Consider the following 13,310-nt stretch of genomic DNA (forward strand, 5'->3'; position numbering starts at 1 on the left):
GCGTTCAGAAAGCTCGATCCCGGGAGCACTCTATGCGTAAGCGGTTGCTAACGGGACAGGCGTTTCGATTTTTGACCGAACACAGATCAAACCCAGGTATCCAGCCACATCCGCGACCGCCAGTCGTCGATCGGGATGGCCTGGCCGGTGTACAGCGGCCAGAAATAGATGAAGTTCCAGGTGATCAGGAGGACCAGGACGCCCGCAGCCGTGGCGCCCGCGACGCGGCGGGTGTCGGAGGAGCGGGGCGGGCCGATGATCGCGCCGAGCAGCATCGCCACCGCCAGGCACAGGAACGGCAGGAAAACGACGGCGTAGAAGAAGAAGATCGTGCGCTCCTGGTACATGAACCAGGGCAGGTATCCGGCCGCGATGCCGCAGGCGATGGCACCCGCGCGCCAGTCCCGGCGGAAGAACCAGCGCCACAGGACGTACAGCACGGCGAAACAGGCGACCCACCACAGCAGTGGCGTGCCGAGCGCGAGGACCTCGCGGGCGCACTTCTCGCCCGCGTCGGCGGGGCAGCCGTCCTTGCCCGGGGCCGGGGACTCGTAGAAGTACGACACCGGCCGGCCCAGGACGAGCCAGCTCCACGGGTTGGACTGGTACGTGTGCGGCGACGACAGGCCGACGTGGAACTCGTAGACCTGGTGCTCGTAGTGCCACAGGCTGCGCAGCCAGTCGGGCAGGAACGTCCAGTTGCCGCCCTTGCCGCTGGTCGCGGCCCAGTTGCGGTAGTAGCCGCCGGAGCCGTTCGTGGCGGAGAGGATCCAGCCGGTCCAGGACAGCAGGTAGGTGACCAGGGCGACCGGGACGGTGGCGAGGAACGCGAGGCCCGTGTCGCGCTTGAGGACCGTCGAGTACGGGTGACGGGCTCCGGCGACCCGTCGCGAGCCGACGTCCCACAACACCGCCATCAGGCAGAACGCGGCCAGGATGTACAGGCCGTTCCACTTCGTGCCGATGGCCAGGCCCAGCATCAGGCCCGCGGCCCAGCGCCAGGGGCGCCATCCCAGGCGGGCCGTCTCGGCCGTGTGGCGGTCGGGCCGGGCCCGGCCGTCCTCGTCCAGCGGCAGCGCGGCGGCGAGTCTCGCACGGGCCCGGTCCCGGTCGACGAGCAGACAGCCGAACGCCGCCAGCACGAAGAACATCAGCACGCCGTCGAGCAGTGCCGTGCGGCTCATCACGAAGTGCAGGCCGTCCACCGCCATCAGCGCGCCCGCGAGACACCCCAGGAAGGTGGAGCGGAACAGGCGACGGCCGATCCGGCACAGCAGCAGCACGGACAGCGTGCCGAGCAGCGCGGTCATGAACCGCCAGCCGAAGGGGTCGAAGCCGAACATCAGCTCGCCGAGCCCGATGACGTACTTGCCGACCGGCGGGTGCACGACGTACGCCGCGTCCGCCGGGAGCGTGACGTGGCCGCCCGAGGACAGGACGAGGTCGTTGGCGTTCTTGTCCCAGTTGAGCTCGAACCCGCGGTGGACCAGCGCCCAGGCGTCCTTGGCGTAGTACGTCTCGTCGAATATCACCGCCCTGGGGCTGCCCAGGTTCCAGAACCGCAGCACCCCCGCCAGCAGCGTGACGAGCAGCGGGCCGATCCAGCCCGACCAGCGCACCAGCCGTTCGGCGAGCGGGTGCCGGATGCCGAGCGCCGCCCACGGCCGCGGCGAGGGCTCGGTGTACGGCGGCACCAGGCGGTCACGGACGTCGCGGGCGTCGCTGCCGGGCTGCCCCTGGTAGCCGAAGCGGCGCAGCCGCTGCTGCCAGGACGGCCGCTGGTCGAGCGGCGCCTGGCCCTGACGGGTGTCCGTGGAGGACGCGGTACTGGTCACCGCGCCATCGTAGGGAACCGTTCTGTGTGAGTCCCGTGCATGGCCGTATGCGTCCGCATCGTCCGCCCCTGGGAGGAGTGCCCCTGGGAGGAGTCGCCGCCCGCCGCCCCTGGGAGGATGGGGGCGTGATCGGAACCCTCGTACTCGCAGGCACCCCCATCGGCGACATCGCGGACGCCCCGCCCCGGCTCGCCGAGGAACTGGCCGGAGCCGACGTCGTCGCCGCCGAGGACACGCGGCGGCTGCGCCGGCTGACCCAGGCGCTCAACGTCACTCCCAAGGGACGGGTGGTGTCGTACTTCGAGGGCAACGAGTCCGCCCGGACGCCGGAACTGGTCGAGGAGCTGGTGGGCGGGGCGCGGGTGCTGCTCGTCACGGACGCGGGCATGCCGTCGGTGTCCGACCCGGGATACCGGCTGGTGGCCGCCGCGGTCGAGAGGGACGTGCGGGTCACGGCCGTGCCCGGGCCGTCCGCGGTGCTGACCGCGCTCGCGCTGTCCGGGCTGCCCGTCGACCGGTTCTGCTTCGAGGGGTTCCTGCCCCGCAAGGCGGGGGAGCGGCTGGGGCGGCTGCGGGAGGTCGCCGAGGAGCGGCGCACGCTCGTCTACTTCGAGGCTCCCCACCGGCTCGACGACACGCTGTCGGCCATGGCCGAGGTGTTCGGGGCCGAGCGCCGGGCGGCGGTGTGCCGGGAGCTGACCAAGACGTACGAGGAGGTCCGGCGCGGCGGGCTGGGGGAGCTGGCCGCGTGGGCCGCGGAGGGCGTGCGCGGGGAGATCACCGTCGTGGTGGAGGGCGCGCCGGAGAAGGGGCCCGAGGAGGTCGGGCCGGAGGAGCTGGTGCGGCGGGTCCGGGTGCGGGAGGAAGCGGGGGAGCGGCGCAAGGAGGCGATCGCCGCGGTGGCGGTGGAGGCGGGGGTGCCGAAGAGGGTTGTGTTCGATGCGGTGGTCGCCGCGAAGAATGCGGCGGGGTGACCGGGTTCGGGGTGGGGCTCCGGGTGGTTTGCGGGGCGCGGGCTGCGTGTGGTTGATCGCGCAGTTCCCCGCCCCCCTGACGGGGCGCTTCCAAGGGGGCGCTGAACACCCTCTGAGCAGGGCGCATGTCGTTTGAGCGTGCGCCCCATGGGTGGGCAAAGCGCAAGGGGCGCAGGGGCAAGGGACGCCCAAATCGGGGCCAACAGACGACAGGTCTGCTGCCATCGGTCCGGCTGAGGAGTCCACTGGGTTGCGGGGACGGAATCGTCCTCACGCCACAGCGGACCAACAGGAGCTGGCATGAGTGAGATCGCAGGGCAGACCGGGCTCCGCGCCGGTGCGACCGCAGTCGTCAACGAGTCCTACTCCTTCGCCTGCATGCGGTGCGGGCACGGCTGGGAGCAGTCGTACGAGATAGAGCACCACACGGACGCCGCGGGTCACGAGTTCGTCCTCTACGTGGCCGACGGCAAGGTGGTGCCCTCCCCGTTGAGCAGGCCCGAGTGCCACAACTGCGACAGCCACGTCGTGCGGATCATGCGGCCCGGGCGGGTCGCGTCGGCGCATGACGCGGCTCACCGGCCCCACCGCGTGCCGCCACCCGCCGGGCCCGTGGAGGGGCCCACCGCGGACGTCGAGGCCGGGGCCACGGCCGGCCAGGAGCAGCGCGAGCACCACCACTGGCACCTGTCCGACCTGCTGCACCCCTTCCAGCGCAAGGCGAGCTGACCCGTCCGGTTCCCTTGCCGACGCCCTCCCCGGTCCTCCCCTACCGGGGAGGGCGTGCCCCTTTCGTAGGATCGGTGCATGCCTTCGAACGATGCCGGCCGCCCGGACAAGAACGCGGCCCCGCCCCTCCCGGAGCCCCTCCGGGTGCCGGTCGCCGACTCCCACACCCACCTGGACATGCGGTCCGGCACGGTCGAGGAAGCGCTGGCGAAGGCGGCGTCGGTCGGCGTGACGACGGTCGTGCAGGTCGGCTGCGACCTCAAGGGCTCCCGCTGGGCGGCCGAGACGGCGGCGGCCCACGACGCCGTCCACGCGACGGTCGCCCTGCACCCGAACGAGGCGCCCCGCATCGTGCACGGAGACCCCGACGGGTGGTCCAGGCAGGGCGCCCGCGAACCCGGCGGTCAGGGCGCCCTGGACGACGCCCTCGCCGAGATCGACCGGCTGGCCGCGCTGGAGCAGGTCAAGGGCGTCGGCGAGACCGGCCTCGACTACTTCCGCACCGGGCCCGGGGGCAAGGAGGCGCAGGAGCGTTCCTTCCGTGCCCACATCGAGATCGCCAAGCGGCACGGCAAGGCCCTGGTCATCCACGACCGCGAGGCCCACGCCGACGTCCTGCGGGTGCTGAAGGAGGAGGGCGCTCCCGAGCGGACCGTCTTCCACTGCTACTCCGGCGACGCCGAGATGGCCGGGATCTGCGCGAGCGCGGGCTACTTCATGTCGTTCGCCGGCAACGTCACCTTCAAGAACGCCCAGAACCTGCGGGACGCGGTGGCGGTGGCCCCGCTGGAGCTCCTCCTCGTGGAGACCGACGCGCCCTTCCTCACCCCCGCGCCCTACCGCGGACGGCCCAACGCCCCCTACCTCGTGCCGATCACCGTGCGGGCCATGGCCGAGGTGCGCGGCATCGACGAGGACACGCTGGCCCGGGCCCTCGGCGCGAACACCGCACGCGCGTTCGGGTACTGACCCCGCCGCCCACCTCACCGCACGACTGTGCGTAGCCGCGTCGCTTTGGAGAGTGACGGCCGCTCCGCTAGGTTCTGGGGGCCCTATCCGGACCCCTCTGGACCCCCCTCCGGCCCCTGGAGCGTGTCGGCGTGAGCAACGCGCGGTACGAGACCTACGAGACGTACGAGACGTATGGCCCCGGCTACGCCGATCCGGTGTACGGCGGGTTCGACGTGTCGCCGGTCGATCCGCACAGCGCCGAGACCCTCGTCCACGGGACACAGGCGTCCCCCGGCGCCTACGCGGACACCTACCGGCCGGCCTACGAGGCGCCGACCCTGCCCGCGCTGCCCCGGCAGGGCGGGCAGGATGGCGAGCGCGCACCCGGGCCCGTCGGGCACCCCGCGCCGGACCCGGGCGTGCGCGCCGGTTCGCGTGCCGCGGCGCGCACCGGCTCGCACCGCAGGGCCGCGCGCCGGCGCAGGACGCGCTACGCCCAGCGCCCGGACGGCCCCATGCGGCGGCTGCTCCCGCAGGCCCTCGTCGTCGCCTTCCTGGCGGGCGGCACCACGGCGTTCGTCGCCAAGGACAAGGCGATCGAGCTGAACGTCGACGGCAAGGCCCGCACGCTGCACACCTTCGCCGACGACGTCACCGAGCTGCTGGCGGAGGAAGGAGTCGAGGTCGGCGCCCACGACGTGGTGGCGCCCGGGCCCGGCGCGCGCATCAGCAACGGCGACGCGGTCGCCGTGCACTTCGCCCGACCCGTGCGGCTCACCCTCGACGGACACCGGCGTGAGGTGTGGACGACCGCTCACACGGTGGAGGAGGCGCTGCGGCAGCTCGGTGTGCGGCACGAAGGCGCGTACGTCTCCACGTCGCGCTCCCGGCGCATCGGACGCGGCGGACTCGCCCTGGACGTGCGGACCGAGCGGACCGTCACGATCATGGCCGACGGCCGCGCCCGCACGGTGCGCACCAACGCGGCGACCGTCCGCGAGGTCGTGGAGGAGGCCGGGATCACCCTGCACGGCCAGGACACCACCTCCGTCCCGCAGGGCGGCTTCCCGCGCGACGGACAGACCGTGACGGTGCTGCGGATCACCGGCGGCAGGGAGGTCCGCGAGGAACCCATCCCCTTCCAGGTGCGGCGGACGGAGGACCCGACCCTGTTCCAGGGCACGGAGGTCGTGGAGCGGGCGGGCGAGCCGGGACTGCGCCGGGTCACCTTCGCCCTGCGCACGGTCAACGGAGTCCCGCAGAAGCCGCGCCGGATCAGGTCCGAGGTGGTGCGCGAGCCGAACCCGCAGCTGGTCAGGGTCGGCACCATGCAGCGCCCGGCGTCCGTGCGGGGCGCCGACCACCTCGACTGGCAGGGCCTCGCGGCCTGCGAGTCCGGCGGCCGGCCCGACGCGGTCGACTCCTCGGGCACCTACGGCGGCCTCTACCAGTTCGACACCCGGACCTGGCACTCCCTCGGCGGCCAGGGACGCCCCCAGGACGCCCCGGCCGCGGAACAGACGTACCGGGCGAAGAAGCTCTACGTGCGGCGGGGAGCAAGCCCCTGGCCGCACTGCGGGGGACGGCTGGGCGGATAGTGGGGGAACCGAACCCCCGTACCCTTGTCCCGTGACCAGCAGCCCCACCCCCGACGCCCTCCTGGGCCCCGCCGACATCCGCGAGCTCGCGGCCGCCCTCGGCGTACGCCCGACCAAGCAACGCGGACAGAACTTCGTGATCGACGCGAACACCGTCCGCCGGATCGTGCGCACCGCACAGGTCCGCCCCGACGACGTGGTCGTCGAGGTCGGCCCGGGCCTCGGGTCGCTCACCCTCGCGCTGCTGGAGGCCGCCGACCGGGTCACGGCGGTGGAGATCGACGACGTGCTCGCCGGCGCGCTGCCCGCGACCGTCACGGCCCGCATGCCCGAACGCGCCGACCGGTTCGCGCTGGTCCACTCGGACGCCATGCACGTCACCGAGCTGCCCGGGCCCGCCCCGACCGCGCTGGTGGCCAACCTCCCCTACAACGTGGCCGTCCCGGTCCTGCTGCACATGCTCGACACCTTCCCGACCATCGAACGCACCCTCGTCATGGTCCAGGCGGAGGTCGCCGACCGGCTCGCCGCCCCGCCCGGCTCGAAGGTCTACGGCGTCCCCTCCGTCAAGGCCAACTGGTACGCCGAGGTCAAGCGCGCCGGCGCCATCGGGCGGAACGTGTTCTGGCCCGCGCCCAACGTCGACAGCGGCCTGGTCTCCCTGGTCCGCCGCAGCGAGCCGCTGAAGACGACGGCCGCCAAGCGCGAGGTGTTCGCCGTCGTCGACGCGGCCTTCGCGCAACGCCGCAAGACGCTGCGGGCCGCGCTCTCCGGCTGGGCCGGATCGGCCGCCGCCGCCGAGGAGGCCCTGGTCGCCGCCGGGGTCTCGCCGCAGGCCCGGGGCGAGTCGCTGACCGTGGAAGAGTTCGCGCGTATCGCCGAGCACAAGGCGAACCGGCACCAGGAGAAGGAGCCCGCGTGAGCGTCACGGTCCGCGTCCCGGCCAAGGTCAACGTCCAGCTGGCGGTCGGCGCCGCCCGCCCCGACGGCTTCCACGACCTCGCCAACGTCTTCCTCGCGGTCGGCCTCTACGACGAGATCACCGTCACCCCGGCCGACGAGCTCCGCGTCACCTGCGAGGGCCCGGACGCCGACCAGGTCCCCCTGGACCGCACGAACCTCGCCGCGCGGGCCGCCGAGGCGCTCGCGGGGCGGTACGGCCGCAGTCCCGCCGTCCACATCCACATCGCCAAGGACATCCCCGTCGCCGGCGGGATGGCCGGGGGCAGCGCGGACGGCGCAGGCGCCCTGGTGGCCTGCGACGCGCTGTGGGGGACCGGCGCCTCCCGGGACGAACTGCTCGACATCTGCGCGGAGCTGGGCAGCGACGTGCCGTTCAGCCTGGTCGGCGGGGCCGCCCTCGGCATCGGACGGGGCGAGCAGCTGACGCCCCTGGAGACCGGCGGCACCTTCCACTGGGTGTTCGCGATGGCCGGGCGCGGCCTGTCCACCCCGGCGGTGTTCCGCGAGTTCGACCGGCTCGGCGAGGGCACGGACATCCCCGAGCCCGTCGCCTCCGGCGAACTCCTCGCCGCCCTCGCCAAGGGCGACCCGGACGCGCTCGCCGCCGCCGTCTCCAACGACCTCCAGCCCGCGGCCCTCTCCCTTTTCCCGGAACTGGCCGGCACCCTGGCCGCGGGCCGGGCCGCCGGTGCCCTCACCGCACTCGTCTCGGGCTCCGGGCCGACCACCGCGTTCCTGGTCCGCGCCCCGGAGTCGGCCGCCGCGGTGGCACAGGCCCTGCTCGCGTCCGGCACGTGCAGGGCGGTGCGTACGGCGTCGGGCCCCGCCCCCGGGGCGACGGTGGTAGCCGCCGGCTGACCGCGTGCCCTGGCAGCGCTCGCTCGCCGGGTGGTGACGGTGCCGTCGGCGGGTGTGCCCCGGCGGCGATCGCCGGGCCTCGACCACGCCCCGACGGCGCCCCCCGGGGGCGTTAATCACGAGCCTTGCGCGCTGCCGGGCGCCTAGGCTCCCCAGTTGATCTCGACAGGGGGCGAAAGCGTGGAGGAACTGGTCGCGGCCGTACGGCGCGGGGACGCCGACGAGGTCACGGCGCTGCTGGAGTCCGGCGCCGACCCCGACACCCTCGCCGAGGGCCTGCCGGTCCTCTGCCTGGCCGTGGCGGCGTACGACGAACCCGTCGCCGAGGCGCTGCTCCAGGCCGGAGCCGACCCCCTGCGCCGGTTGCCCGACGGGAGCACCCCGCTGCTGCGGGCGGTGGACGGCGGGTCCCACCTCCTGGTCTACGCGCTCGCCACCAGCCGGACCCCCCTCCCGGCACCCGCGCGCGCCGAGCTTCTGGCCCGGGCCCGGCGCTGGGTCGAGGCGGGAGCCGAGGCCGAACTGCGCCGCGTCACCGGACACACCGGGCCCATCGAGCGGAGCCGGGTCCGGCACGAAGAGATCGGCGGGTGGTGCGAGCAGCTCACGCTCGGCCGGACGACCCTGCGCGACGAGCACCGGGCCATCCTCACGTCCATGGAGGCCCGCTACGGGATCCGTACGCCCTTCGACGAACTGGTCGCCCGGGCCCTCGCCCACCCCGACCGGGACCACGTCGTCTGGTCGGACGTGGTGTTCACCCTCGGCCGCCGGCTGGACGAGGAGACCTGGCAGTGGACCAGGGACCTCCTCAACCACCCCGACCGGCTGCACCGCCTGCTCGCGGCGGAGACGCTGCTGTTCCTGATCCTCGGCGACCCCCTCGAGGGAGGCGATCCGTTCTGGGAGCGCGGCAGGGAGCTGGTCCCCTGGGCCGGACAGGAGGAGGACCCGGAGGTGCTGGCCGCCCTCCTGAACGCGATGACCCACGACAGCGCCCCGGAGGTCGAGGCCGCAGGGCTGGCGCACCTCGCCCACCCGGACCCGAGGGTGCGCTCCCTGGTCCCGGACGCCCTGGAGCGCTCCGAGGACGGCCGCTCCCAGGTCCGCCCCGAGGGCCTCGCCGCGGTGCTCACCCTGGCCGGCGACGAGGACCCCGACGTGCGCGAGGCGGCGTGCCGCTGGCTCGCGCACTACCGGGGTCGCGAGCCGGAGGTCGGGGACGCGCTGGTCGCGCTCACCCACGACGAGACCCAGCCGGTCCGCATCGAGGCCGTCTCCGGCCTGGCCTACCGCGACGATCCGCGCTGCGTGGAGGCCGAGCACCGGATCGGCCCCCTCGACCCGGAGCTGCCGTTCGACGAGCGGCTGATGGACGTGTGGCGCTACCAGCGGCGCCGGGAGGCCGCCGACGGCGGCTGACCGCCCGGCCGGAGCACCCCCGGGCGCGACTACCCTGGAGGGTCGATCCATCCCCCTTGGCAGGAGAGTAATGGCCGTCAACCTGGTCAATGTCGAGAACGTCAGCAAGGTGTACGGCACCCGTGCCCTGCTCGACGGCGTCTCCCTCGGCGTCTCCGAAGGGGACCGCATCGGTGTCGTGGGCCGCAACGGCGACGGCAAGACCACGCTCATCCGCATGCTCGCCAAGCAGGAGGACGCCGACACCGGGCGCGTCACGCACTCGGGCGGGCTGCGTCTCGGCGTGCTCACCCAGCACGACTCCCTCGACCCCGAGGCCACCGTCCGCCACGAGGTCATCGGCGACATGGCCGACCACGAGTGGGCGGGTGACGCCAAGGTCAGGGACGTGCTCACCGGCCTGTTCGGCGGGCTCGACCTGCCCGGGTTCCCCAAGGGCCTGGACACCGTCATCGGCCCGCTGTCGGGCGGTGAGCGGCGCCGGATCGCCCTGGCCAAGCTGCTCATCGAGGAGCAGGACCTGCTCGTCCTGGACGAGCCCACCAACCACCTCGACGTCGAGGGCATCGCCTGGCTGGCCCGCCATCTGCAGAAGCGCCGGTCGGCCCTCGTCTGCGTCACCCACGACCGGTGGTTCCTCGACCAGGTGTGCACGCGCATGTGGGACGTCCAGCGCGGCGTGGTCCACGAGTACGAGGGAGGCTACTCCGACTACGTCTTCGCCCGGGCCGAGCGTGAGCGCATCGCCGCCACCGAGGAAGCCAAGCGGCAGAACCTCGTCCGCAAGGAGCTGGCCTGGCTGCGCCGCGGGGCACCCGCCCGGACGTCCAAGCCGCGCTTCCGGGTCGAGGCCGCCAACGAGCTCATTGCGGACGTGCCGCCGCCCCGGGACAGCAGCGAGCTGATGAAGTTCGCCTCCACCCGGCTGGGCAAGACGGTGTTCGACCTGGAGGACATCACCGTCCAGGCCGGCCCCAAGGTCCTTCTGAAGCACGTCACCTGGCAGCTCGGTCCCGGCGACCGCATCGGCCTCGTCGGCGTCAACGGCGCCGGCAAGACGTCGCTGCTGCGGGCCATGGCGCAGGCGGCCCGGACCGACGGGGAGGCCCAGCCCGCGGGCGGACGCGTCCGCGTCGGCAAGACCGTCAAGCTCGCCTACCTCTCCCAGGAGGTCGCCGAACTCGACCCGGCCACCCGTGTGCTGGAGGCGGTGCAGCAGGTGCGCGAGCGCGTCGACCTCGGCAAGGGACGGGAGATGACCGCAGGGCAGCTGTGCGAGACGTTCGGCTTCGGCAAGGAGAAGCAGTGGACGCCCGTCGGCGACCTGTCCGGTGGTGAGCGCCGCCGGCTCCAGCTGCTGCGCCTGCTCATGGACGAGCCCAATGTCCTCTTCCTCGACGAGCCCACCAACGACCTCGACATCGAGACGCTGACGCAGCTGGAGGACGTCCTCGACGGCTGGCCCGGCTCGATGATCGTCATCTCCCACGACCGGTTCTTCATCGAGCGCACCACCGACCGTGTCTTCGCGCTGCTCGGCGACGGCGCCCTGCGCATGCTGCCGCGCGGCATCGACGAGTACCTGGAACGACGGCAGCGCATGGAGGAGGCCGCGGCCGTCTCGGCCCCCGCCGCAGCGCAGCAGTCCGCCGCCCCGGAGAAGAGCGCCGCCGACCAGCGCGCCGCCAAGAAGGAACTCCAGAAGATCGAGCGGCAGCTCGACAAGGTCTCCGAGAAGGAGACCAAGCTCCACGCCCGTATCGCCGAAAACGCCACGGACTTCGCGAAGGTGGCTGAACTGGACGCCGAGTTGCGGGAGTTGGCCGGTCAGCGCGAGGAACTGGAAATGCGCTGGCTGGAACTCGCCGAGGACGCGTGAAGGGTGCGTGAAGACGCATAACGGCGGCATCACGGGCCGGTCCTCCCTTGGGAACAGGGGGTGATCGGCCCGGTGTGCTGTCGGAACCTGGTGATAGAAAGAGGCGTCTTAGAACTTTATGAAGCATCTCTGAGCCCGTTGGGCATCTCAGGGTGTGGCTAAAAATCAGTGATCGAACGGGGGAGCCGCTGATGACTCAGCCGCCCAGTCAGCCGCCGCACGGTGGCTTCGGAGCACCGCAGAACCAGCCGCCGCAGGGCGGTGGTTACGGGGCACCGCAGACCCCGCCGCCGCCCCAGGGACCGCCCCAGGCGCCGCCGCCTCCGCAGGGCCCGCCGCAGCCCGGGTACGGCTACCCGCAGCAGCCGCAGCAGCCCGGTCCGTACGGGCAGCCGGGACAGCCGGGCCCGTACAACCCCGGCCCCTACGGCCAGCCGCAGCAGCCCGGACCGTACGGCCAGACGCAGCAGCCCGGACCGTACGGCCAGACGCAGCAGCCCGGACCGTACGGCCAGCCGCAGCAGCCCGGACCGTACGGCCAGCCCGGTTACGGCTACCCGCAGCAGCCGCAGTACCCCGGCGCGCCCGGCACCCCGCCCGGGGGCGGTTCGAACAACCCCTTCAAGGGCAAGCCCGCCCTGATCATCGGTGCCGCCGTCGCCGCGCTGCTCGTGGTCGGCACAACCGTGTGGGCCGTCACCGGCGGCGACGACGGCAAGGGCAAGAAGAAGCCCGTCGCCCAGAAGACCGACGACCCCAAGGCCGGTTCCTCCGCCCCGGTCAACCCCGGTGACGGCAGCGGCGACGGCGGCGAGGACCCGGAGGACCTCAACGCGGGCCGCCAGGCCGGCGAGGCGAAGGTCCTCTGGTACAAGGAGGCGCCCGACGCGCCCGGTTCCGGCGCCGACGCCGACGGCATGTGGATCACCGGCAAGACCGCGGTGAAGGCCGCCTACAAGCAGCTCTTCGCCTACAACGTCGGTGACGGCAAACCGTCCTGGGACGCGATCACCTTCCCGCAGAAGATCTGCGCGACGACCCCGCAGAAGACGTCCGACAACAAGATCGTCGTCGCGTACATGAGCGGCAGCAGCGACCGCGCCAAGTGCAACCAGCTGCAGGAGATCGACCTCGTCACCGGCGAGAAGGGCTGGAAGGAACAGGTCGCCGACGGCGCCCTGTTCGACTCCACGCTCTCCGTCGAACTGTCCGTCACCGGCAAGACGCTGATGGTGGGCCGCTCCCAGTCCGGCACGGCCTACGACGTCACCAACGGCGACAAGCTCTACGACAAGAAGAAGTACGGCAACGCCTGCTTCCCCGCCGCGTTCGCCGGCGGCGAGAAGCTGATCGCCGTCGCCTCCTGCGGTGCCGGCACCGACAAGGAGCACGACGAGATCCAGGAGCTCGACCCGAAGACCGGCAAGGCCAAGTGGACCCAGCCGTTCGACAAGGGCTGGCGGGTCGCGCGCACCTACTCGGTCAGCCCGCTGGTCGTCTACAGCACCAACAAGGACAAGAAGGCCTGGAACATCTCCACCTTCACCTCCGGCGGCAAGTTCCGCTCCCAGGTCGGCTTCGACGAGGACTTCGCCCCCGAGTGCGGCTGGGCCATCCTCGAGCGCGACCTCACGGGCTGCCAGGGCGTGGCCGTCGACGACAGCACGCTGTACCTGCCGACCGAGGCCACCACCGGCGCCAACGAGATCGTCGCGGTCAACCTCGCGAACGGCAAGGAGAAGTGGCGCGTGAAGTCACCCGCCGACGAGTCGATGCTGCCGGTGAAGACCGAGGGCGGCAAGCTCATCGCCTATGTGGAGCCGTCCTACGACGCGGGCGGGCAGATCGTGGCCATTCCGACCGGCGGCAGCAGCCACAAGCCGTCCAAGCTGCTGCAGAACCCCGAGGGCGCCGCGGACATCGAGAACAGTTTCTTCTCCAAGGAGATCGACTGGGTCGACGGGCGCTTCTACATCTCGACGTCCCGGCTGAGCGGGAACGACGACACGAAGGAGAAGTTGATGCTCGCCTACGGCAAGTGACTCCTCCTCCTTCGCACTCCCTTCGTCGCCCGTCCCCCTCCCCCCGAGGTACCCACGCC

General features: G+C 72.5%; 10 protein-coding genes. 9 read left to right on the forward strand and 1 reads right to left on the reverse strand.

Going from position 1 to position 13,310, the window contains the following annotated elements:
- Window positions 1-86: 86 nt before the first annotated feature.
- Window positions 87-1,835 carry a phospholipid carrier-dependent glycosyltransferase gene (locus AB0F04_RS15495; RefSeq protein WP_362041635.1) on the reverse strand — a complete coding sequence of 583 codons (1,749 nt, stop codon included), beginning with the start codon at window positions 1,833-1,835 and terminating at the stop codon, window positions 87-89.
- Between the two features lie 125 nt (window positions 1,836-1,960).
- Between AB0F04_RS15495 and rsmI the strand changes: the two genes are divergently transcribed.
- The 9 genes from rsmI (at window position 1,961) to AB0F04_RS15540 (ending at window position 13,251) form a co-directional block, all read left to right on the forward strand.
- On the forward strand, window positions 1,961-2,809 hold the full coding sequence (gene rsmI, locus AB0F04_RS15500; protein WP_362041638.1) for a 16S rRNA (cytidine(1402)-2'-O)-methyltransferase: 849 nt from the start codon (window positions 1,961-1,963) through the stop codon (window positions 2,807-2,809).
- A gap of 300 nt (window positions 2,810-3,109) precedes the next feature.
- Complete coding sequence (locus tag AB0F04_RS15505; protein WP_362041641.1) at window positions 3,110-3,538, forward strand: hypothetical protein; 429 nt, start codon at window positions 3,110-3,112, stop codon at window positions 3,536-3,538.
- A 78-nt stretch (window positions 3,539-3,616) separates the two neighbouring features.
- Entirely contained in the window at window positions 3,617-4,507 is an 891-nt protein-coding gene (locus tag AB0F04_RS15510; protein ID WP_362041644.1) for a TatD family hydrolase, read from the forward strand.
- Window positions 4,508-4,638: 131 nt separating this feature from the next.
- The gene (locus AB0F04_RS15515) at window positions 4,639-6,087 is read left to right on the forward strand and encodes a ubiquitin-like domain-containing protein (protein WP_362041647.1); all 1,449 of its coding nucleotides are present in this window, start codon (window positions 4,639-4,641) and stop codon (window positions 6,085-6,087) included.
- 31 nt (window positions 6,088-6,118) lie between these two features.
- A complete protein-coding gene (gene rsmA / locus AB0F04_RS15520) occupies window positions 6,119-7,009 on the forward strand; it encodes a 16S rRNA (adenine(1518)-N(6)/adenine(1519)-N(6))-dimethyltransferase RsmA (protein WP_362041649.1) in 891 nt (296 codons plus the stop codon).
- Window positions 7,006-7,908 (forward strand): 4-(cytidine 5'-diphospho)-2-C-methyl-D-erythritol kinase, encoded by a 903-nt coding sequence (locus tag AB0F04_RS15525; RefSeq protein ID WP_362041652.1) that lies wholly within the window; start codon window positions 7,006-7,008, stop codon window positions 7,906-7,908. The genes rsmA and AB0F04_RS15525 overlap by 4 nt, the downstream gene beginning before the upstream one ends.
- Before the next feature lie 156 nt (window positions 7,909-8,064).
- Window positions 8,065-9,330, forward strand: coding sequence for a HEAT repeat domain-containing protein (locus tag AB0F04_RS15530; protein WP_362041655.1), 1,266 nt, complete (start codon window positions 8,065-8,067; stop codon window positions 9,328-9,330).
- A 70-nt stretch (window positions 9,331-9,400) separates the two neighbouring features.
- Window positions 9,401-11,209 carry an ABC-F family ATP-binding cassette domain-containing protein gene (locus AB0F04_RS15535; protein WP_362041658.1) on the forward strand — a complete coding sequence of 603 codons (1,809 nt, stop codon included), beginning with the start codon at window positions 9,401-9,403 and terminating at the stop codon, window positions 11,207-11,209.
- A 191-nt stretch (window positions 11,210-11,400) separates the two neighbouring features.
- Window positions 11,401-13,251: a PQQ-binding-like beta-propeller repeat protein gene (locus tag AB0F04_RS15540; RefSeq protein ID WP_362041661.1), complete on the forward strand. Its 1,851-nt coding sequence runs from the start codon at window positions 11,401-11,403 to the stop codon at window positions 13,249-13,251.
- Window positions 13,252-13,310: the final 59 nt, after the last annotated feature.

Origin of the sequence: Streptomyces sp. NPDC029041, assembly GCF_040637515.1 — a bacterium.
In the GTDB taxonomy this organism is placed as follows: Bacteria; Actinomycetota; Actinomycetes; order Streptomycetales; family Streptomycetaceae; genus Streptomyces.

Bases quoted from the DNA above. Each gene is read 5' to 3' on its own strand.
- AB0F04_RS15505 (WP_362041641.1), top strand. From the start codon at position 3,110: ATGAGTGAGATCGCAGGGCAGACCGGGCTCCGCGCCGGTGCGACCGCA.
- AB0F04_RS15540 (WP_362041661.1), top strand. From the start codon at position 11,401: ATGACTCAGCCGCCCAGTCAGCCGCCGCACGGTGGCTTCGGAGCACCG.
- AB0F04_RS15535 (WP_362041658.1), top strand. From the start codon at position 9,401: ATGGCCGTCAACCTGGTCAATGTCGAGAACGTCAGCAAGGTGTACGGC.
- AB0F04_RS15510 (WP_362041644.1), top strand. From the start codon at position 3,617: ATGCCTTCGAACGATGCCGGCCGCCCGGACAAGAACGCGGCCCCGCCC.